Here is a 21,144-nt window from a genome sequence, read left to right as displayed (position 1 = left end):
GCTGTGATTATATACAGTTCGGGCGCGTCGGCAAGCGTCACTTTGTTGCGTTTGCCGAGGGCTCACCGGATACTGCGGCGAGGAGCCGGCCCGCTGGCCGTTCGAGTTGACGTCATCACGTTTGAAACGTATGTTTAAAACATCTGTTTGCTCAGGAAGCCTTTTTATGGCGCAGTCCGATACTGTCGAGCGCATCCTCGACGCCGCAGAACAACTGTTCGCGGAGAAGGGGTTTGCCGAGACGTCTCTACGGTTGATCACCAGCAAGGCGGGCGTGAATCTTGCGGCGGTGAATTATCACTTCGGGTCGAAGAAGGCCTTGATCCAGGCGGTCTTCGTCCGCTTTCTCAATCCGTTCGTCAATAGCCTCGAAGCAGAGCTAGATCGGCAGGAGGCAAGTGGTGCAGCCGATCCGAGCCTGGAGGAGCTGCTGGAGATGCTGGTGCGGCAGGCTTTGCAGGTCAAGCCGCGAAGCGGGAACGATCTCTCGACCTTCATGCGCTTATTGGGTCTGGCGTTCAGCCAGAGTCAGGGTCACCTGCGCAAGTATCTTGGTGAGGTCTACGGCCGGGTTTTTCAGCGCTACATGAATCTGCTTCTCAAGGCGGCTCCGGCGCTGCCGCCAAGCGAGCTATTCTGGCGTGTGCATTTCATGCTCGGCAGTGCGGCTTTCACCATGTCCAGCATGAAGGCATTGCGCGCTATCTCAGAGGCAGAATTCGGTGTGCACAACGGTGTCGACGAGGTATTGCGTCTGATGGTGCCGTTTCTTGCGGCGGGTATGCGCGCCGAAGGCGGCATGACACAGCGGCTCTCCTCAGCAGACAGCGTAGCGGAATCCGCCTGACGCTCTTAACTGCGCGACCCTGATCCGTTATCGTGTGCACTTTCCACCGGAGACGTGCATGCGACTCGATTGGCTCCACATCTCGATTCCGCACCAGCGGGTGACTGGCTTCTCTGCCGGCGAGCCGGTGTGCTCCTATGACGTATCCACGGCCCTCCACGGGGCAGGGGAGACGGAGGGCAGCGGTTGTACGCCAAGAGGGCACCACCGGGTCCGCGCGCGGATCGGCGAGGGGTTGCCGGTTCGCTCGGTATTCGTCGGCCGACGCCCCACCGGTGAGGTCTGGAGCCTGGAGCTGGCGCAGCGCTACCCGCGGCGAGACTGGATACTGACTCGTATCCTGTGGCTCTGCGGAGAAGAGCGGGGTTTTAACCGGGGCGGCCAGCGCGACTCGCAGCGCCGCTACATATATCTGCACGGAACCGGCGATGACCAGCCCACGGGACAACCGCTGTCCCATGGCTGTATCCGCTTGGGCAACGACGACATGCTCGCACTGTTCGACATGACTCCGGCCGGTTGTGCTGTTTTCATCGACGAGACCGAGGCTGACCCGGTCAGCCGGCTTCTTTCCCAATCTTCGGAGACACTATCTTGATTCAGGGATCCCTGATGCTCGACGTGGCTGGTACCTGGCTGACGCCGGAAGACCGCCAACTGCTGCGCCAACCGGAAGTCGGCGGCATGATTCTGTTCGCTCGCAATACCGAATCGCCTGCTCAGGTTCGCGAACTGGTGCGCGCTATCCGCTCCGAGCGGCCTGACATGTTGATTGCCATCGACCAGGAAGGTGGCCGGGTCCAGAGGCTCCGCCGCGATGTGGTTCGCCTTCCGGCTCTGGGGCGTATCCGCGCGGAGGCAGGCGATGCGGCCGAGCAGGTCGCAGAAGCAGCAGCCTGGCTGATGGCGACGGAGGTGATCGCCTGCGGGGTCGACATCAGTTTTGCCCCGGTACTCGACCTTGATTACGGCCGCAGCGAGGTGATTGGAAACCGCTCGCTTAGCGGCGACCCGGATGAAGTCGCGCGTCTGGGCAAGGCATATATTGCCGGCCTGCACAGGGCCGGTATGGCCGCCACTGGCAAGCACTTTCCCGGTCACGGCTGGGCGGAAGCCGACTCGCACGTCGCTTTACCGGTCGATGAGCGTTCAGAAGCTGAGATCCGCCGCAGTGATCTGAAGCCGTTCGCTGCGCTGGCGAAAGAGCTGGACGGCATCATGCCCGCACATGTGATCTACCCGGCCATAGACAGCCTGCCCGCAGGGTTCTCGACCCGCTGGCTGCAACAGATTCTGCGACAGGAGTTGGGCTTCGACGGCGTCATCTTCAGTGATGATCTGACCATGGCCGGTGCCCACGCGGTAGGTGGAATGCCTGAGCGGGTCGATGCCGCATTGCGCTCCGGCTGCGACATGCTGCTGGTGTGTAACGATCGCGGTGCCGCCGAACAAGCGCTCGGCCACTCGCAGCGGATTGGCATGCAGCCGGGCACCCGTGCCGCTCGGATGCTGGCACGCCACACGCCAGTGAGTGATTACAAGAGCGATCCGCAGTGGTCACACGCGGTGTCGCTGCTCAAGGACAAGGGACTGATCGAAACCATCTCATGAACGAGTTGATTACCGCTTTGCCAACGGACCTACTACCCTCCGTCGGCGGAGCCTGGATTTATCAGGTTTTCGCCGTGATCTTCGTTTCGCTGGCGCTAGCGTATGTGGGCAAGCTGATCCTTGACCGCGTCGAGCGGCGCGCGCTGAAAAGCAACTCCATTTGGGACGACACGCTGGTGCTCGCCGCGCGTCGGCCACTGTGGGTACTGATCTGGACCATGGGGCTGCTCTGGGCAGGGCAGATCACCGCAGCGCAAATGGAGGAAGAATTGGCCGGCGTGCTCGATGCGGTGCAGCAGATTCTGCTGATCGTTCTGCTGGCCTGGTTCCTGCTGCGTCTGATGATGCAGGTCGAGGTTCGGCTGGTCGACCCGAACTATCGCACCAAACCCATCGACCAGACCACCGTCAGCGCCATCGGCAAGTTGCTGCGTATATCAGTGATCATCACTGCGGCACTGGTCGTGCTGCAGGCTCTCGGCTACAGCATCTCTGGTGTGCTCGCATTCGGCGGGATTGGCGGGATTGCGGTGGGTTTCGCTGCCAAGGATCTCCTGGCGAATTTCTTTGGCGGGTTGATGATCTATCTCGACAGACCCTTCGCAGTTGGCGACTGGGTGCGCTCGCCCGACAAGGAAATCGAAGGCACGGTGGAGCATATTGGCTGGCGACTGACGCGCATCCGCACGTTCGACAAGCGTCCGCTGTATGTACCCAATTCGATCTTCAACAACATCGTCGTGCAAAATCCATCGCGCATGACCCACCGGCGAATCTACGAGCATATCGGCATCCGCTACGACGATATCCAGCGCATGCAGCCGGTGCTCGAGGCGGTGAGGGAGATGGTCGCCAGCCATCCGGAGATCGCCCAGGACCAGACGCAGATGGTTTTCTTCGACCGATGTGCGCCATCGTCAGTCGACTTCTTCGTCTACTGCTTCACGGTCACCACCGTATGGGCGGAATATCATCGCATCAAGGAAGACGTGTTGTTGAAGGTCCTCGCCATTGTGCAGGAGCACGGGGCAGAGATTGCTTTCCCGACATCGACGCTGCACATTCCCGAGGCGGTACGGATCGATGAGGCGCGTAGCCGAGAACCGAAAGCCGGACGAGGGGAACTGGCATGAGTGGCAGCATCGGCATAATCGGAGGCACAGGGCTCAGCCGGCTGCAGGGACTGGAGCTAACCGAGGAGCGTTACATAAACAATCCCTACGGGAAGCCGTCGTCCACCGTGCGCAAGGGACGGCTTGCCGGGCGCGAGGTACTGTTTCTCGCGCGCCATGGTGATCCGCATTGCATACCTCCGCACAGGGTCAATTACCGGGCAAATCTCTGGGCGCTAAAGGAGGCAGGCGCGGAGGCATTGGTTGCGGTCAATGCCGTGGGCGGAATAGACCCAGCAATGGGAACAGGCCATTTTTGCGTTCCGGATCAGCTCATCGATTACACATGGGGCCGTGACGCCACCTACTTTGAAACCGACCTCGATTTTGTCACGCATATCGATTTCGCCCAGCCATACGATGAAAGATTGCGGCAGACGCTGATCGACGTGATGAAGCGCCACGGCATAGCTCATAGCGCCCACGGCACGTACGGGGTCACGCAAGGGCCACGCCTGGAAACCGCGGCGGAAATCAGGCGCATGGAGGCCGACGGCTGCGATATCGTGGGTATGACGGGTATGCCCGAGGCAGCCCTGGCGCGTGAACTGGGGTTGCCTTATGCCTGTCTCGCTCTGGTGGTCAACCCTGCGGCGGGGAAGGCCGAAGGGCCCATCACCATGGCCGATATCGAGGCGGTGCTGAGCAGTGGCATGGATCAGGTCCAGGCAGTACTCAGCGCCTTCATCAACGATGTCTAGTTAGCCCGCAGGCGAATCAATACTCCGAGGCTGGGGTGGTCCAGGTAATGGGTCTCGTCCAGCCGCAGCTTGCGGGTCTGCTCAATGCGTTCGGTGATAGGGCTGCCATCGGCAGCGACGTGATTCAGCCAGAACGAAACGTTGGCCTCCAGTCCGGAACCCTGATCAATACCGACCAGCCCTTGAACGCGCTGTGGATCGGTTCCCATGTTCGATGCCGGAGAGTCGGTATCCGTGACTGCTATCGGCATCCCCAGTCCCACAGGCTGGGTCCAGGCCTTGTGAAGCTGCAATCGGTAACCCTGCCGGCTCATCCGGGCCATCTCATCGTTCAGTTCCTGACGGGTCGTGTCGATCTCGCGGACCTGGCTATTGGCTGTCTCGCGCAGCACGAGCGCTTGGTCTGCCCAGTCCAGGTCGGCCGGCTCCGCCGGCAACAAGCGGGAGGAGGGCTGGCTGAAAAAGGCGACCTCGACGATCACCGTCTCAGGGTTTTGCGCCCGCACGGAGGCGGCGATCAGGGTCAGGCAGAGCAGTGCAGCACCATTGGAAAGTAAAGATCGAGCCGATTTCATCAGTGTTTTCCTTGAGCTTGACTATGGGTTGCTGCGCCTTTTTCGAGCCGATCGATCAGGGCTTCTACGGTATTGAGTCGCAGGTCTGCGTTGCCCATGGGCGCGTTGAAGCGAAACAGCGTGGCGCCTTCGAGACGATAGCGTTGCGGCTGCTCCTGAATCAGGCGCACCAGGGTGAGCGGGTCCACCCGGGTGTCTGCGGCAAATTCCAGGCGACCGTGCTCGGGGCCGACGTCGATCTTGGCGATGCCGAGCGGCTCGCAGCGCAGCTTGAGCGAGGTGACCCGGAACAGTGTCTTGACCGGCTGTGGCAACAGGCCGAAACGATCGATCATCTCGACCTGCAAATCCTTCAGCGCTTCTTCGTCCGCGGCGTTGGCGATGCGCTTGTACAGGATCAGGCGGGCATGGACGTCAGGGAGATAATCATCCGGAATCAGCGCTGGTAGGCGCAGGTTGATGTCCGGACCGCCACCCAGCGGCTGATCGAGCTCGGGCTGTTTGCCCTTGCGGATGGCTTTCACGGCTCGCTCGAGCATGTCCATGTAAAGCGTGAAGCCGACTGCCTGAATCTGCCCGCTCTGGCCTTCGCCGAGCAGCTCGCCGGCGCCGCGGATCTCCAGGTCGTGGGTCGCCAGGGTGAAGCCTGCGCCCAGATCCTGCGCCATGGCGATGGCTTCCAGACGCTTTTCGGCATCCCCGGTAATCTTCTTGCCCTGCGGCGTGAGCATGTAGGCATAGGCCTGGTGATGGCTACGGCCGACGCGCCCGCGCAACTGGTGCAGCTGTGCCAGACCGAACTTGTCTGCGCGCTCGATGATGATGGTGTTGGCGCTGGGTACGTCGATGCCGGTCTCGATAATCGTCGTGGTCACCAGCACGTTGAAGCGCCGATGGTAGAAGTCGCGCATTACCTGTTCGAGCGCTCGTTCGGGCATCTGGCCGTGGCTGATGCCGATGCGTGCCTCAGGCACCAGCTCGGCCAGGTCAGCCGCGCATTTCTCGATCGTCTCCACTTCGTTGTGCAGGTAATAAACCTGTCCGCCGCGTAGCAATTCACGGAGCAGTGCTTCCTTGACCACAGGCGCCTGCTGCTGCATGACAAAGGTTTTGACCGACAATCGCCGCGCCGGCGGGGTCGCGATGATCGACAGGTCGCGCATCCCTGACATGGACATGTTCAGCGTGCGCGGGATCGGCGTGGCGGTAAGGGTCAGCACGTCGACCTCGCTGCGCAGCGCCTTGAGGCGCTCTTTCTGGCGCACGCCGAAGCGATGTTCTTCATCAATGATGACCAGGCCCAGGTCCTGGAACTGGATATCATCCTGCAGCAGCTTGTGGGTGCCGATCATGATGTCGACCTTGCCCTCGGCCAGCTCCGCCGCGGCGGCCTTGATCTCTTTTGCAGACTTGAAGCGAGACATCACTTCCACCTTTACCGGCCAGTCGGCGAAGCGGTCGCGGAAGCTGTTGAAATGCTGCTGGGCGAGGAGAGTGGTGGGAACCAGCACGGCCACCTGTTTGCCGCTGTGCACGGCGAGAAAAGCCGCGCGCATCGCCACCTCTGTCTTGCCGAAGCCGACGTCGCCGCAGACCAGGCGATCCATCGGCTGGTTGCCAGTCATGTCCTTGACCACAGCTTCGATCGCCGCCTGCTGATCGGCGGTTTCCTCGAAGGGGAAGGTGTCGGCGAAGGCCTGGTAGTCCCGTTCCGGGTGGGCGAAGCTGAAGCCGGTCCGCGCTGCGCGGCGGGCATAGACGTCGAGCAGTTCGGCAGCCACATCGCGTACCTGCTCGGCGGCCTTGCGTTTGGCTTTCTGCCACTGCTCAGAGCCGAGGCGATGCAGCGGGGCGCTGTCGTCGTCAGCGCCTGTATAGCGGGCGATCAGATGCAGATTGGACACGGGAACGTACAACGTGGCTTCTTCGGCATACTCAAGCTTGAGAAATTCGGCCTGTTGGTCTTCGACCGTCAGGTTGACCAGCCCGCGATAACGCCCCACACCGTGATCGATATGCACCACAGGCGCGCCTTCGCGCAGCTCGGTCAGATTGCGAATGACCGCATCACCGAGATCCGTCGCCTTTCCGCGCCTACGGCGCTGCATGACGCGTCGGCCGAATAGCTGGCTCTCGGCGATCAGCGCCAGGCGAGGCGTATTCGAAACCAGTCCGCGATCGATCGGCGCGATGACTATGCCGTTAGCCGCCTGGGACACAACGAAGGCATGCCAGTTTTCGAAGGTGTCGGGTTTCAGTCCGATGCGGCCAAGCAGGTCGAGCATGGCCTCCCGCCTGCCTGCAGATTCGGCGGCAAACAATACGCGACCGTCGAAGGTATCGAGAAACCGCTCAAGCTGTTCGAGGGGCTGCTCCAGCTTGTTATCGATGGGCAATTCAGGCGGAGGAGCGCAGTCGAAGTTGAAACGTCCGGCGCCGGGTTCGAGCTCGCCGTCATGGCAGACGATCCGCGGGTACGGCTTGATCCGTGCGAAGCACTCCTCAACCGGCAGGAAGAGTTCAGCAGGCGGCAGCAGTGGGCGGGTGACGTCGACCCGGTGTTCTTCGTATCGGTTGCGCACATCCTGCCAGAAGTGTTCGGCGCTGCCCTCGATGCCGGGCAGACTGAACAGCATGGTGTTGTCAGGCAGATAGTCGAAAAGACTGCCCTGCTCGTCGAAGAACAGCGGCAAGTAGTACTCGATGCCGGGCGGGATCAGGCCCTGGGTAATGTCCTGATACAGCGGCACCTTTCTATGATCGATCTCGAAGCGTTCGCGGAAGCGTGCCCGGAAACCAGTCAGCGCTGATTTGTCTAGCGGGAACTCGCGAGCCGGGAGCAGATGGATCCGATCGACCTTGTCGACCGAGCGCTGGGTCTCGGGGTCGAAGGTGCGTAGCGTTTCGATCTCGTCATCGAACAGATCGATGCGGTAGGGCAGGCGGCTACCCATGGGAAACAAATCAAGCAAGGCACCACGCACCGCATAGTCACCGTGCTCATAAACGGTGTCGACACAGCGATACCCGGCAGCGTCGAGGTTGGTGCGCATGCGATCGATATCCAGCCGCTGTCCCACCTCCAGCATCAATACTGCCCCACCAAGGAACGGCCGCGGCGGTGTGCGGTGAAGCAGGGTAGTCATCGATACAACCAGGATCGCCTGATCGACCTGAGGCAACTGGTAGAGCGTTTTCAATCGCTGGCTGATGATGTCCTGATGTGGCGAGAAGCGGTCATAGGGGAGCGTTTCCCAGTCGGGAAAGTTGAGCACGGGCAGTGCAGGAGCGAAAAACCGCAGCTCCTGCTCCAGTTGATCGGCCGCGGCCGAATCGGGCGTGACGACCAGGCTAAGCCCCGCATGCTGTCCCGCCCCATCGGCGATAGCCAATGCCCGGGCAGCCCCCTCCAGCTTGCCCCAAGCGGATTTGCCGCTGGTATTGAACTTAGGCACGGGTAGGGTCGTCTGATTGGCAGGCATGCTCTGGGGTCCATCGGGAAAAGCGACTAGTGTAGCCTCCTCTGGCGGTATCTGCTTCAACCTGACAGCTTTTTCCGGGATGATTGCCTCAGATGGCATGCTGACAGCATACTATTGCCCCTTGATTCGACAAAGACCTGGAAGGAAACGCCGTGACTCAAGCCAATTTCGAACAGTGCCTGGAAGCCTGGACTGATCGTGAAGCAACTGCAGAGGCCATGATCCCCCTGATCGGACGCCTGTACCGTGAACACAATGTAGTTACCTCGATCTATGGTCGTGGTCTGGTCAACCGCTCGGTGATCAGTCTGCTCAAGTCGCATCGTTTTGCTCGCCAGATTGATGACAACGAACTGTCCGTGCACGACACCTTCAAGGTCATCAAGCAGCTCCTTCACCTGGACCTGGGCCCTGCGTCCATCGACCTCGGCCGGCTGATCAACAAGTTTCGTGGCGAAGGCGACGATGATCTCGACGGCTTCCTGCGTCGCGAACTGGCCAGCGTAGTCGGCAAGAAAGGCGAGAAGCGCCAGGGCCGCGATGTCGTTCTTTACGGCTTTGGTCGGATCGGTCGTCTGCTGGCCCGTATTCTCGTCGAAAAGACCGGTGCGGGCGATGGCCTGCGTCTGCGTGCCATCGTCGTGCGCAAGGGCGCAGCCAATGACCTGGCCAAGCGCGCCAGTCTGCTGCGTCGCGACTCGGTTCATGGTTCGTTCCAGGGCACCATCACCATCGATGAAGAAACCAATACCCTGACGGCCAACGGCAACTGCATCCAAATCATCTATGCCAGTGACCCGACCAGCGTCGACTACACCCAGTACGGTATAGAAGATGCCATCCTGGTCGACAACACCGGCGTATGGCGTGACGAGGCTGGTCTCTCCCAGCATCTCAAGTGCCCAGGCGTCGCTCAGGTCGTACTGACTGCGCCTGGCAAGGGCGACCTGAAGAACATCGTGCATGGCATCAACCATGCGACGATCACGCCGGAAGACAAGATCATCTCCGCGGCGTCCTGCACCACCAATGCCATCGTGCCGGTGTTGAAGGCGATCAATGACAAGTACGGCATCGAGAACGGCCACGTTGAAACCGTCCACTCGTATACCAATGACCAGAACCTGATCGACAACTTCCACAAGGGCAATCGTCGCGGCCGGAGTGCTGCGCTGAACATGGTCATCACCGAAACCGGTGCCGCCAAGGCCGTAGCCAAGGCTCTGCCTGAACTGGCCGGCAAGCTGTCGGGCAATGCGATTCGCGTTCCCACGCCGAACGTGTCGATGGCCATCCTGAACCTGAATCTGAAGTCGTCCGCCGATCGTGATGAGGTCAACGACTATCTGCGCCACATGGCGCTCCACTCGGAGTTGCACAAGCAGATCGACTTCACCAACTCGCAGGAAGTGGTCTCGAGTGATTTCGTTGGTTCCCGTCACGCGGGCGTGGTCGATGCCGAAGCCACTATCTGCAATGACAATCGCGTCATTCTCTACGTGTGGTATGACAACGAGTTCGGCTACAGCTGTCAGGTAGTTCGTATTGTTGAAGACATGGCTAACGTCAACCCGCCGGCATTTCCGGCCTGATCGTTAGTGATGCAAAAAAAAGGGGCGCCTCGGCGCCCCTTTTTTATTGAGCACTTATCGCGCCGAAAGGATTTTTTGACGAAGTTTGCGAGAAATCCCTCCTTCGCCGAGCCAGAGGCGGGCATAAGCTGTCGCCAGTTCCGGATCGTCCGAGGTGAATATCACCTGTCCATTGCGCTGCAGCGTGAGCTGCGGGCTCGTTCTCAGCGTCAGGCTATAGCGATCCCCCTCGCGGATATCGGAAATCTGCGCATGCAGCTCCTCGATGGAAGGTGCGAGCTGTTCCAGCTTCTCGGCTGAATGCTGCCGACGTAGCGCTTTCCAGGCGAGATCCAGCGCGTCTTCGCGGTCAATGTCGCGATGGTAGTAAATATCCAGGCGAAACGGGTCCGCTGTCAGGTTCAGTTCGGTAAGAGGCACCTCTTCAGGCGTAAATAGCGCCGCACTGAAAACGTCCACGAAAAAGTACGTCAGGACATCGGCCTGGCGCTTGATCAGGGTTGTTTCACCGCTCTGGATCAGGGGTGGGAAGCCGGCCTGATTCAGGCGTCGTTCGCTCGCGTGCGCAGGAAAGGCCGCAAGGCCGGCCGCGATGAGCAGGATAGAAAGTTTCATTACAGCCCTTGATGCCGTTGGGATAGCCTAGTTATGGACTGCGAAGCGGCGCTGGTCAACCTGCGCCGGCGGAGTGGCGGTGCGCAAAAACCCTGAAAAAACCAAGCGCTTGAGTAGCATTGGTAAGGCATGGTCTTTATACTTAGCGGGATTTTTGATGGGGGTTTGTGGTCGCCTCGCCCTGATTCCGTACCTTGCTGCAGCGCCAGTTCTCGTCGGGGCACTTCGTGTCAGCGCCCGGCAGCCCGCCCTTTAAGATTCCAACCAGTGATTAGGCTATTCGTATGATAAAAATCAAACGGGGCTTGGATTTGCCAATCACCGGGTCACCCGAGCAGCGTATCGATGACGCACGTCAGGTACGCAGCGTAGCCGTAATCGGCTTTGACTACCACGGTATGAAACCGACCATGGAAGTTCAAGAAGGGGACCGGGTCAAGTTGGGGCAGATCCTGTTCAGTGACAAGAAAACGCCAGGAGTTGTCTATACCGCGCCTGCCGCAGGGGTGGTCAGCGCCATCAATCGCGGCGACAAGCGGATACTGCAGTCGGTTGTAATCGATGTCGAGGGCGACGACGCGGTGGCGTTCGAGAGCCACGACGCCTCTCGCCTGGAGCAGCTGAGCGATGAAACGGTTCGCCAGCAGCTAATCCAGTCCGGTCTCTGGACTGCGCTACGCACCCGGCCCTTTAGCAAGGTTCCGGCCGTCGATGCCAAGCCCAGTTCGATCTTCGTCACCGCTATCGACACCAATCCGTTGGCGGCCGACCCCGTCGTGGTTCTTGCGCAGTACCGCACCGAATTCGAAAACGGCCTGCGCGTTCTCGCCAGGATCGCCAAGGTCTGGCTGTGCAAGGCTGAAGATACCAACATTCCCGGGGACAACGTCGCCGGCGTGCGTAGCGAGACCTTTGCCGGGCCGCATCCGGCCGGGCTTCCCGGCACGCACATACATATGCTTGATCCGGTCGGCGAGGCCAAGCAGGTCTGGCACATCAACTATCAGGACGTCATTGCGGTCGGCAAGCTGTTCACTGAAGGCCGCCTGTGGACCGAACGTGTGGTCGCGCTGGCGGGTCCCCAGGTCGAATCGCCGCGTCTGCTGCGCACCCGCCTGGGCGCCAATCTCGACGAGCTGACTGCTGGCGAACTGCTGCCCGGTGAAAGTCGCGTCATTTCCGGTTCGGTCTTCGGTGGTCGCCATGCTCGCGGCCCGGTAGCCTATCTGGGCCGTTACCATCAGCAGGTGTCGGTGCTCCTGGAAGGTGCAGATCGCGAGATGGTGCACTATCTGCGTCCCGGTGCAGACAAGCACTCGGTCATGAACATCTTCGTTTCCAAGTTCACGCCCGGCAAACGCTTCAACATGACCACCACCACTAACGGTAGTCCGCGTGCGATGGTTCCGGTAGGCAACTATGAGGCAGTCATGCCTCTGGATATCCTGCCTACCCAGCTGCTCCGCTACCTGATCGTCGGTGACACCGAGATGGCTCAGAAGCTCGGCGCGCTGGAACTGGATGAAGAAGACCTGGCCCTGTGCAGCTACGTCTGCGCCGGCAAGTACGAATACGGTCCGATCCTGCGGGACAACCTGGACCGTATCGAGAAGGAGGGTTAAACATGGGTCTGCGTTCATTTCTGGACAAGATCGAACACAACTTCGAAAAGGGCGGCAAGCACGAGAAGTGGTACGCCCTGTATGAAGCAGTGGATACGTTCTTCTACCGTCCAGCCGATGTCACCCGCACCACCGCGCACGTGCGCGACGGTCTAGATCTCAAGCGGATGATGATCACCGTCTGGATGTGTACCTTCCCGGCTATGTTCTACGGGATGTACAACGTTGGCTTCCAGGCTAATTCCATCTATGCGGAAACGCCCGAGCTGCTTGGCATGCAGGAAGACTGGCAGATCGCCCTGATCAGCATGCTGGCCGGCTTCGATCCGGCGAGCCTGTGGGACAACTTTGTCCATGGCGCGGCGTATTTCCTGCCGGTCTACCTGGTGACCTTTATCGTTGGCGGGTTCTGGGAGGTAGTTTTTGCCTCGATCCGTAAACACGAAGTCAACGAAGGCTTCTTCGTTACATCGGTGCTTTTCGCTCTGATTCTGCCGCCGGATATTCCGCTTTGGCAGGTTGCGCTGGGCATCAGCTTTGGTGTGGTCATCGGCAAGGAAGTGTTTGGCGGTACCGGCAAGAACTTCCTCAACCCCGCTTTGACCGGTCGTGCTTTCCTGTTCTTCGCCTACCCGGCGGAACTGTCCGGTGACGCGGTATGGACGGCAGTTGACGGCTACGCCAGCGCCACGGCCCTGAGCGCAGCGGCTATGGGCGGCATCGAAGCGGTCGTAGCACAGGGCATCACTTGGTTCGACGCCTTCGTCGGCAACATTCATGGCTCGATTGGTGAAACGTCAGCGCTGGCGATCTTCATCGGTGGCGCGGTGTTGTTGATCACCAAAATCGCCAGCTATCGCATCGTGTTTGGCGTGATGATCGGCATGATCGCGTTGAGCTTGCTGTTCAACCTGATCGGTTCAGATTCCAATCCGATGTTCGGCGTGCCGTGGTACTGGCATCTGGTTATGGGCGGTTTCGCCTTCGGCATGATCTACATGGCCACTGATCCGGTATCTGCATCACTTACCAATCAGGGCAAGTGGATCTTCGGCGCGCTCATCGGCGTGATGGTCGTCCTCATCCGGGTGGTCAACCCGGCGTTCCCGGAGGGAATGATGCTCGCGATTCTGTTCGCCAACCTGTTTGCTCCTCTGATTGACCACTTCGTCGTTCAGGCCAATATCAACCGGAGGCTCGCTCGCAATGTCCAGTAATAGAGAGTCCGTCAGCCGCACCATCATTGTCGCGCTGCTGGTTTGTCTGGTTTGCTCCATCGTGGTGTCGGTAGCGGCAGTTTCACTCAAGCCGGTGCAGGTGACTAACCAGCTGCTCGACAAGCAACGCAACATTCTGTTGATCGCAGGGCTTCTGGAAGAGGGCAGCAGCATCCCGGAGCAGTTCGAGAAGATCACTCCGCGACTGGTCGACCTTCGCACCGGAAAGTTCAGTGATGCAATGGATCCGCTGTCCTATAACCAGCAGGACGCAGCTCGTGACGAGAATCTCTCTCGCGCGCTCGAGGCGCATGAAGATGTGGCCAGTATCCGTCGACGCGAACATTACGCGACGGTGTACATGGTCGAGAACGCAGAGGGAATCGAAACCATCATTCTGCCGATCCACGGCTACGGTCTGTGGTCGACGCTATATGGCTTCATCGCTCTGGAAGGTGACATGAACACCATTCGCGGCCTGGGCTTCTATCAGCATGGCGAAACTCCGGGTCTTGGTGGCGAGGTGGACAATCCTCGCTGGCGGGAGTTGTGGAAAGGGAATCTGGTCTACACCGAGGACGGTGAAGTAGGTGTGCAAATCGTCAAGGGTACAGTCGACGGTAGCGATCCGCGTCGTCAGTACAAGGTAGACGGGCTGGCCGGCGCTACATTGACCAGCCGTGGAGTGGAACACCTGGTGCGCTTCTGGATGGGCGACACCGGCTTCCGTTCCTTCCTCGAAAATCTGAAATCAGGGGAGGCATGACATGGCTAACGTAAGCGCCAAAGGGGTTCTCTTCGATCCTCTATTCAAGAACAACCCGATTGCTTTGCAGATCCTCGGTATCTGTTCGGCTCTGGCCGTCACTACGAGCCTGAACGTGACCATGGTCATGTGTCTGGCTCTGACATCCGTGGTCGCGCTGTCGAACCTGTTCATCTCGGTTATCCGGCATCAGATCCCCAACTCGATCCGCATGATCGTGCAGATGGTGATCATCGCGTCGCTGGTTATCGTGGTGGATCAGCTGCTCAAGGCCTACGCCTTCGATATCAGCAAGCAGTTGTCGGTGTTCGTCGGTCTGATCATCACCAACTGTATCGTGATGGGTCGCGCGGAAGCGTTTGCCATGCAAAACCCTCCTCACCTGAGCTTCCTCGATGGTGTCGGCAACGGTCTCGGTTACAGCTTCATTTTGATCGTCGTGGCCACTATCCGCGAGCTGCTCGGCGCGGGCAAGCTGTTCGGCTACAGCATTCTGCCGGTAGCCAGCGAAGGTGGTTGGTATCAGCCAAACGGTCTGCTGCTGCTGCCGCCGTCAGCGTTCTTTATCATCGGCCTGATCATCTGGGCTCTGCGTTCATGGAAGACCGAACAGGTTGAAGCCAAGGACTACATGATGGCGCCGCAGTCGCGTGCAGTTAAGGAGGCGATGTAAAGCCATGGTTGAACACTATATAAGCCTGTTGATCAGGGCCGTTTTCGTAGAAAACATGGCGCTGGCGTTCTTCCTCGGGATGTGTACCTTCATTGCTATCTCGAAGAAGGTCCAGACTGCGATTGGTCTTGGTATTGCGGTAATCGTGGTGCTCACCATCACCACACCCGCGAACAACCTGATCTATCAGTATCTGCTCCAGGATGGCGCTCTCGCCTGGGCTGGTTTGCCGGAAGTGGATCTTAGCTTCCTCGGTCTGTTGAGCTACATCGGCGTGATCGCTGCCATCGTGCAGATTCTCGAGATGCTGCTAGATAAGTACGTCCCGGCTTTGTACGCCGCGCTGGGGGTCTTCCTGCCGCTGATCACGGTCAATTGCGCGATTCTCGGGGCCTCGCTGTTCATGGTGGAGCGTGATTATTCGCTGGGTGAAAGTACGGTGTTCGGTTTTGGCGCAGGTCTCGGCTGGGCGCTGGCGATCGTCGCTTTGGCGGGCATCCGCGAAAAGCTCAAGTACAGCGATGTGCCAGACGGTCTGCGTGGTCTGGGTATCACTTTCATCACCGTAGGACTCATGTCCCTCGGCTTCATGTCGTTCTCCGGCGTGCAACTCTAAAAGGAGTCTGACTGATGAACATGGAAATCTATCTAGGCGTCGGGATGTTTACGGCGATCGTGCTGGCCCTGGTTGCGGTCATTCTCATGGCGCGCGCCAAGCTGGTCAGCAGCGGCGACGTGAATATCGAAATCAATCACGAACGCACCATCACCGTTCCGGCTGGTGGCAAACTGCTCAATACGCTCGCGGCCAACGGCATCTTCCTGTCGTCCGCCTGCGGGGGCGGCGGCACCTGTGCACAGTGCAAATGCGTAGTAGAGAGCGGCGGTGGCGAGTTGCTGCCGACAGAGGAATCCCACTTTACCAAGCGGGAGGCAAAAGAAGGCTGGCGTCTGTCCTGCCAGACGCCGGTCAAGCAGGACATGCAGATCGAAGTGCCGGAAGAAGTATTCGGCGTGAAAAAATGGGAATGTACGGTTCAGTCGAACCCGAACGTGGCCACCTTCATCAAGGAACTGACTCTCAAGCTTCCAGAGGGCGAAAACGTCGACTTCCGCGCGGGTGGTTACGTTCAGCTCGAATGTCCGCCGCACACAGTCCACTACAAGGATTTTGACATCCAGCCGGAATTCCGTGGCGACTGGGACAAATTCGATCTCTGGAAGTACGTATCCAAAGTCGACGAAACCGTCATCCGCGCCTATTCGATGGCGAACTATCCTGAAGAACGCGGTCTGGTGAAGTTCAACATCCGTGTCGCTTCGCCGCCGCCTGGTCGGGATGAGCTGCCACCGGGCAAAATGTCGTCTTGGGTTTTCGGGCTCAAGCCCGGCGACAAGGTCACCGTATATGGGCCTTTCGGCGAGTTTTTTGCCAAGGACACCGACGCCGAGATGGTCTTTATCGGTGGTGGCGCAGGTATGGCGCCGATGCGCTCGCACATTTTCGACCAGCTCAAGCGTCTGCAATCAACGCGCAAAATTTCGTTCTGGTACGGTGCTCGTTCGCTGCGTGAAGCCTTCTACGTCGAAGAATATGACAAGTTGGCGGCGGAAAACGACAACTTCGAGTGGCATCTTGCGCTGTCTGATCCGCTTCCCGAGGACAACTGGACGGGTCCCACTGGATTCATTCACAACGTTCTCCACGAGAACTACCTGAAGAATCACCCGGCGCCCGAAGACTGCGAGTTCTACATGTGCGGTCCGCCGATGATGAACGCGTCGGTGATCAAGATGTTGCAGGATCTTGGCGTGGAACCGGAGAACATCCTTCTCGACGACTTCGGCGGCTAGGAATGTTGCGACGCGTCACTCAGCCCGTTATTGCTGTTGCCTTGGCAGCGGCTCTAACGGGCTGTTTCAATTCTGCCGAGCCGGTACTCGAAGTGACCGGCTCCACCATGGGTAGCAGCTATTCCATCAAGTGGGTGGGTGTTGGAGATTCGCCTGAACCGGCCGCGCTGCAAGCGTCGCTGGAAGCCATGTTCGAACAATTCGATCGAGAGGTCTCGGGTTGGCGCGAGGACTCCGATCTGGCGAGTTTCAATGCTTCTCCGGTCGGTGCTTGCCGACAGATTCCCGAGTCGCTTGTGGACCTGGTCAAGGCAGCCGAGTCGCTGAATCAGCGTAGCGGTGGCGCTTTCGATATTACCGTCGGGCCGCTTCTGGATCTGTGGGGCTTTCATGGTCCGGTTGGTAAGCATGTGCTTCCTGGTGATGATGAGCTCCGGCACGCGCTCGAGCGGGTAGGGCAGCACCACTTACGGCTGGACGGGGACCAATTGTGCAAAGACGCCGATGTGTTGCTTGATATCAGTGGTCTGGCAGCCGGGTACATGGTCGACGAAGTGGTGGAACACCTTGGCGTGCATGGCATCACAAGCTATATGGTGGAAATCACCGGCGAACTCAAGGCGGCCGGCCTCAAGCCTGGCGGCAGCCCTTGGCGCATCGCCATTGAGGAGCCTCGTGACGACGACCGGGTAGCTCAACTGATTCTGCCTCTTGATGGTTACGGTGTATCAACCTCGGGGGATTACCGTAACTTCTTCGAGTATGAAGGCAAGCGGTATTCACACACCTTCAACCCACGCAGCGGTACACCTGTGATGCATCAGCTGGCAGCGGTCACCGTACTGCATCCGTCAACGATGCAGGCTGACGGTCTATCGACGGTTTTACATGTCCTGGGACCGGAAGAGGGTTGGGAATTCGCGCTGGCTCACGATGTGGCAGCGCTGTTTGTGGTTCGCCAGGGTACGGGTTTCGTTTCCCGTGCGACTCCCGAATTCAATGCCCTGCGCAAGGGCAAGGAGTAGATTATGGTTTGGCTTCTGGCTTTTCTGTTGATGGCTCTGGTTGTTGCCGGGATGGCCGTCGGCGTGATGATGGGACGCAAGCCTATCGCAGGCTCGTGCGGCGGTATCGGCATGCTCGGTATCGACAAGAGCTGCTCAATATGTGGCGGCAACCCGAACAAGTGCGAGGAGACCAACGGCGACTCCGAGCAGGGCGAAGGTGGCCGCAAGGATCTGGCCTACGACGCTACCAAGGTCGACTAGGCGGCTCCAGCGGCACATGCAAGCATTCCCGCACGCGAGACAAGGAACCAGTAATGGCCGTATACAACTATGACGTAGTGGTGCTGGGCTCAGGCCCGGCAGGGGAAGGAGCCGCGATGAACGCGGCCAAGCACGGACGCAAGGTGGCCGTTGTCGAGGCCAGTCCGGCGGTTGGAGGTCATGCCACTCACCTGGGTACCATCCCGTCAAAGGCGTTGCGTTACGCGGTCAAGCAGATCATCAACTACAACACCAATCCGATGTTCCGGACGATTGGCGATCCGCGCTGGTTTCCATTCCCTGAGGTACTGAAAAGCGCGGAGAAGGTCCTGCACAAACAGGTCGCTTCGCGTACCAGCTACTACGCGCGTAACCGGGTCGATGTCTTCTTCGGTCGTGGTAGCTTTGCCGATGAGAACACTATCGAGGTGGTCAGCCATTCGGGCGCCGTCGAGAAATTGATCGGCAAGGAAATCATCATTGCAACCGGGTCTCGTCCCTATCGGCCGGCGGATGTGGACTTCAACCACCCGCGCATCTACGACAGCGATACCATTCTGCGGTTAAGCCACACGCCGCGCACCATGATCATCTACGGTGCAGGTGTGATCGGTTCGGAGTATGCGTCGATATTCTGTGGCCTGGGTGTTAAGGTCGATCTGATCAATAATCGGGACCGCTTGCTCAGCTTCCTTGATGACGAGATTTCAGACGCCTTGAGCTATCACCTTCGCAACAACGCGGTGCTGATTCGTCATAACGAAGAGTACGAGAAGGTCGAAGGTTCCGGTAACAGCGTGCTGTTGCATCTGAAGTCCGGTAAGAAGGTAAAGGCCGATGCATTTCTCTGGTGCAATGGTCGGACAGGTAATACCGACGGCCTTGGGCTGGAAAACATCGGGTTGAAGGCGAACGGTCGGGGCCAGCTGTCGGTGGATGAAAATTACCGTACTCAGGTGCCTAACGTCTATGCAGTCGGTGACGTCATTGGCTGGCCTAGTCTGGCCAGTGCCGCGTTCGATCAGGGTCGTTCTGCGGCCGGCAATATCGTCAGTAACGACGCCTGGCGATTCGTCGATGATGTCCCGACAGGCATCTACACGATTCCCGAGATCAGTTCTCTGGGCAAGACGGAGCGCGAACTCACGGAAGAGAAGGTGCCGTACGAGGTGGGCCAGGCGTTCTTCAAGAACATGGCGCGGGCCCAGATCAGCAATGAGCCGGTCGGTATGCTCAAGCTACTGTTTCACCGCGATACGCTCGAAGTGCTGGGAATTCACTGCTTTGGCGACCAGGCCTCGGAGATCGTGCACATTGGCCAGGCGATCATGAATCAGAAGGGCGAGGCCAACACCATGAAGTACTTCGTGAACACCACGTTCAACTACCCAACCATGGCCGAGGCTTACCGCGTGGCCGCTCTGGATGGGTTGAACCGCCTCTTCTGATCCAGTTCGGCCCGGTACGTAGCAACCGGGCCCTGGTGTTCAGGACGATGTCAGGGTTCGTACGGCCAGAGCCGGCACGTCAGTAATGATACTGTCCACATCCATCTCAACGAGCCGCCGCATCAGGTCCGGCTCGTTCACTGTCCAAACTGAAACGTGCAATCCGGCCTGCTGCGCCTGACGCACGCGTTGCGCCGTACAAAGCTTCCAGTTCAGGACGAGAAAATCGCAGCCATAGCGCTGGGCGCTTCGTATCGGATCGAGGATCCCGTACTCCTCGACCAGGCCCGTAGAGAGTCCGTATCTGGAGTCTCGGGCATAGCGCAGCAGTGTGCGACTGCTGGAAGTAATCACCACACGCTTCTCGAGTCCGAAATGTGAGACCAGGTCCGCGATAGCCTGCAGCACGATTCGAGACTGCCCTGCGGAGCCGCTCTTCACCTCAAGTTGATAATGTTCGATCTCCGGACAGGCTTCGAACAGCATCTGCAAAGTAGGAATAGCGCAGGCTGACGGCCAGTTGGGCAAGGCGTATCGCGCGTCGATTTGATTGAGCTCTTCAGCGGTGTGCTGACTTACCTTGCCCCTGATCCTCGTGGTGCGCTTGAGTGTTGGATCATGGATCACCATGAGTTGCCGGTCGGATGACAAATGCAGGTCAAGCTCAACGCGAGTTACTCCGGCTTCCAGAGCTCGATTGAAACTCGGCAGGGTATTTTCCGGTGCCTCGCCCCGGGCACCCCGATGGCCGTACAGAATAGTCATGGGTTGGTGGACGTCCGTGGCTGGTGCTGACGAACACTGTGAACCACATGATCGTGTTCCAGGTATACGCTGAAGCTGGCGTAATCCCACCGACGAATCGGCGGTTGGCCGACCGCTTCGTGGCGTCGCGATGGTTGCCCATGGCGCTTGAGCAGGGTCTGGGCGCTCATGCCTCGCTGCGGCAACGAGTCAGGCTGCCGGGCGGCCTGCTGCTGGCCGAGAGGTATCGTCAAGGTATCGGCGTGAGCCAGGCCCAGAGAAAGCATGCAAAACAAGAGTGCAAATGGAACTGATTTCATTCGGCTGTCCGTTGCGGGGTGGATCTGGCGGCACGGATATCCTGTGCCTGCTTTTGCAGAATATGGCGGGCCAGCAACTGGCGCTGCTGATCATCCAGCGCATCGAAACTGACTGCTATTATCCAGCGAGGGGAGTCGGGGAGCCGGTCGCAGCGAATCACCTGTGCCGGTAAGACCAGGCCCAGTGGAGTCGGCTGCAGTACAAGGCGCAGAGATAGCCAGTCTCCCTGATTCAACGCTTCGTCACAGCTGAAGGACATCCCGCCCTCGCTAAGCGTGACGTCGGTAGGATGACCAGGTTCGTCAGCCACCTGAAGCGACACGGCCTTACCAATGAGGTCGATTCGCTTATTGATGATCTTCAAATAGTGCGCGAGGCCGCGGTCTCGCTCGGCAATCTGACGAAGCAGATGTTGCGACTCGTAGTCGAGCCGGTGCAGGTCGCTGAGCAGCCCGAACAGAGGAGAGCGCTCACCAAAGCCAGCATCGGCCTCTGGGCTGGGAACGATACGATAATCCAGAAACAGGGTCTCCTGGATTCTGAAGAAGTCGCGCTTGTCGTCGGGGTTGTCGTCTGCTGGTTGCATGCTGGGGCCGTTTACCGAAACCGATTTCAGTGTAACATGTCAGCCCGAAC

At 59.1% G+C, this 21,144-nt stretch carries 21 protein-coding genes; 15 read left to right on the top strand and 6 right to left on the bottom strand.

Translation table 11 applies throughout. From position 1 onward, the window contains the following. Positions 1 to 166 precede the first annotated feature (166 nt). The 5 genes from BLT85_RS07050 to BLT85_RS07030 are packed head-to-tail and all read left to right on the top strand — an operon-like array spanning position 167 to position 4,331. Complete coding sequence (locus tag BLT85_RS07050) at positions 167 to 847, top strand: TetR/AcrR family transcriptional regulator (protein WP_093392566.1); 681 nt, start codon at positions 167 to 169, stop codon at positions 845 to 847. 58 nt (positions 848 to 905) lie between these two features. Next, positions 906 to 1,445: a L,D-transpeptidase gene (locus BLT85_RS07045; protein WP_093392564.1), complete on the top strand. Its 540-nt coding sequence runs from the start codon at positions 906 to 908 to the stop codon at positions 1,443 to 1,445. Positions 1,446 to 1,459: 14 nt separating this feature from the next. After that, a complete protein-coding gene (gene nagZ, locus BLT85_RS07040; protein WP_172829860.1) occupies positions 1,460 to 2,458 on the top strand; it encodes a beta-N-acetylhexosaminidase in 999 nt (332 codons plus the stop codon). Next, positions 2,455 to 3,591 (top strand): mechanosensitive ion channel family protein, encoded by a 1,137-nt coding sequence (locus tag BLT85_RS07035; RefSeq protein ID WP_093392562.1) that lies wholly within the window; start codon positions 2,455 to 2,457, stop codon positions 3,589 to 3,591. Before nagZ ends, BLT85_RS07035 begins: the two co-directional genes overlap by 4 nt. Further along, positions 3,588 to 4,331 carry an S-methyl-5'-thioinosine phosphorylase gene (locus tag BLT85_RS07030; RefSeq protein ID WP_093392560.1) on the top strand — a complete coding sequence of 248 codons (744 nt, stop codon included), beginning with the start codon at positions 3,588 to 3,590 and terminating at the stop codon, positions 4,329 to 4,331. The genes BLT85_RS07035 and BLT85_RS07030 overlap by 4 nt, the downstream gene beginning before the upstream one ends. Here the strand turns inward: BLT85_RS07030 and BLT85_RS07025 are convergent. Together BLT85_RS07025 and mfd are read right to left on the bottom strand one after the other, a co-directional pair. Continuing rightward, positions 4,328 to 4,906, bottom strand: coding sequence for a CsiV family protein (locus BLT85_RS07025; RefSeq protein WP_093392558.1), 579 nt, complete (start codon positions 4,904 to 4,906; stop codon positions 4,328 to 4,330). The genes BLT85_RS07030 and BLT85_RS07025 overlap by 4 nt on opposite strands. Next, a complete protein-coding gene (mfd, locus tag BLT85_RS07020) occupies positions 4,906 to 8,388 on the bottom strand; it encodes a transcription-repair coupling factor (RefSeq protein ID WP_093392556.1) in 3,483 nt (1,160 codons plus the stop codon). Before mfd ends, BLT85_RS07025 begins: the two co-directional genes overlap by 1 nt. 152 nt (positions 8,389 to 8,540) lie before the next feature. Between mfd and BLT85_RS07015 the strand changes: the two genes are divergently transcribed. After that, a complete protein-coding gene (locus tag BLT85_RS07015) occupies positions 8,541 to 9,980 on the top strand; it encodes a glyceraldehyde-3-phosphate dehydrogenase (protein WP_093392554.1) in 1,440 nt (479 codons plus the stop codon). 54 nt (positions 9,981 to 10,034) lie between these two features. Here the strand turns inward: BLT85_RS07015 and BLT85_RS07010 are convergent, their stop codons facing one another. Continuing rightward, positions 10,035 to 10,595 (bottom strand): chalcone isomerase family protein, encoded by a 561-nt coding sequence (locus BLT85_RS07010; protein WP_093392552.1) that lies wholly within the window; start codon positions 10,593 to 10,595, stop codon positions 10,035 to 10,037. Between the two features lie 284 nt (positions 10,596 to 10,879). Here BLT85_RS07010 and BLT85_RS07005 point away from each other — a divergent pair, with 284 nt between their 5' ends. Genes BLT85_RS07005 through sthA form a run of 9 tightly spaced genes read left to right on the top strand, consistent with a single transcriptional unit; the run spans position 10,880 to position 19,443 of the window. Then, positions 10,880 to 12,217, top strand: a complete 1,338-nt coding sequence (locus tag BLT85_RS07005) for a Na(+)-translocating NADH-quinone reductase subunit A (protein WP_093392550.1) — start codon at positions 10,880 to 10,882, stop codon at positions 12,215 to 12,217. 2 nt (positions 12,218 to 12,219) lie between these two features. Next, the gene (locus tag BLT85_RS07000) at positions 12,220 to 13,434 is read left to right on the top strand and encodes an NADH:ubiquinone reductase (Na(+)-transporting) subunit B (protein ID WP_093392548.1); all 1,215 of its coding nucleotides are present in this window, start codon (positions 12,220 to 12,222) and stop codon (positions 13,432 to 13,434) included. Beyond that, complete coding sequence (locus tag BLT85_RS06995; protein ID WP_093392546.1) at positions 13,424 to 14,200, top strand: Na(+)-translocating NADH-quinone reductase subunit C; 777 nt, start codon at positions 13,424 to 13,426, stop codon at positions 14,198 to 14,200. Before BLT85_RS07000 ends, BLT85_RS06995 begins: the two co-directional genes overlap by 11 nt. A 1-nt stretch (position 14,201) precedes the next feature. After that, positions 14,202 to 14,873: an NADH:ubiquinone reductase (Na(+)-transporting) subunit D gene (locus BLT85_RS06990; RefSeq protein ID WP_093392544.1), complete on the top strand. Its 672-nt coding sequence runs from the start codon at positions 14,202 to 14,204 to the stop codon at positions 14,871 to 14,873. A gap of 4 nt (positions 14,874 to 14,877) precedes the next feature. Continuing rightward, positions 14,878 to 15,489, top strand: coding sequence for an NADH:ubiquinone reductase (Na(+)-transporting) subunit E (gene nqrE / locus BLT85_RS06985; protein ID WP_093392542.1), 612 nt, complete (start codon positions 14,878 to 14,880; stop codon positions 15,487 to 15,489). 14 nt (positions 15,490 to 15,503) lie between these two features. Next, positions 15,504 to 16,727 (top strand): NADH:ubiquinone reductase (Na(+)-transporting) subunit F, encoded by a 1,224-nt coding sequence (gene nqrF, locus BLT85_RS06980; protein WP_093392539.1) that lies wholly within the window; start codon positions 15,504 to 15,506, stop codon positions 16,725 to 16,727. Between the two features lie 2 nt (positions 16,728 to 16,729). Beyond that, the gene (locus tag BLT85_RS06975; protein ID WP_093392537.1) at positions 16,730 to 17,752 is read left to right on the top strand and encodes an FAD:protein FMN transferase; all 1,023 of its coding nucleotides are present in this window, start codon (positions 16,730 to 16,732) and stop codon (positions 17,750 to 17,752) included. A gap of 3 nt (positions 17,753 to 17,755) precedes the next feature. After that, positions 17,756 to 17,995, top strand: coding sequence for a (Na+)-NQR maturation NqrM (gene nqrM / locus BLT85_RS06970; protein WP_093392535.1), 240 nt, complete (start codon positions 17,756 to 17,758; stop codon positions 17,993 to 17,995). Between the two features lie 53 nt (positions 17,996 to 18,048). After that, positions 18,049 to 19,443, top strand: a complete 1,395-nt coding sequence (sthA, locus tag BLT85_RS06965) for a Si-specific NAD(P)(+) transhydrogenase (protein WP_093392533.1) — start codon at positions 18,049 to 18,051, stop codon at positions 19,441 to 19,443. Between the two features lie 39 nt (positions 19,444 to 19,482). On the opposite strand, the gene BLT85_RS06960 is transcribed toward sthA, so the two are convergent. Genes BLT85_RS06960 through BLT85_RS06950 form a run of 3 tightly spaced genes read right to left on the bottom strand, consistent with a single transcriptional unit; the run spans position 19,483 to position 21,094 of the window. Further along, positions 19,483 to 20,208: a glycerophosphodiester phosphodiesterase gene (locus BLT85_RS06960; RefSeq protein ID WP_093392531.1), complete on the bottom strand. Its 726-nt coding sequence runs from the start codon at positions 20,206 to 20,208 to the stop codon at positions 19,483 to 19,485. Continuing rightward, on the bottom strand, positions 20,205 to 20,507 hold the full coding sequence (locus tag BLT85_RS06955; protein WP_093392529.1) for a hypothetical protein: 303 nt from the start codon (positions 20,505 to 20,507) through the stop codon (positions 20,205 to 20,207). Before BLT85_RS06955 ends, BLT85_RS06960 begins: the two co-directional genes overlap by 4 nt. After that, positions 20,504 to 21,094, bottom strand: coding sequence for a PilZ domain-containing protein (locus BLT85_RS06950; RefSeq protein ID WP_093392527.1), 591 nt, complete (start codon positions 21,092 to 21,094; stop codon positions 20,504 to 20,506). The genes BLT85_RS06955 and BLT85_RS06950 overlap by 4 nt, the downstream gene beginning before the upstream one ends. Positions 21,095 to 21,144 lie beyond the last annotated feature (50 nt).

Source organism: Halopseudomonas xinjiangensis (genome assembly GCF_900104945.1).
Taxonomy (GTDB): Bacteria; Pseudomonadota; Gammaproteobacteria; order Pseudomonadales; family Pseudomonadaceae; genus Halopseudomonas; species Halopseudomonas xinjiangensis.
The sequence above is the reverse complement of the archived record's forward strand: the minus strand, read 5'-3'. Positions and strand labels throughout refer to the sequence as shown.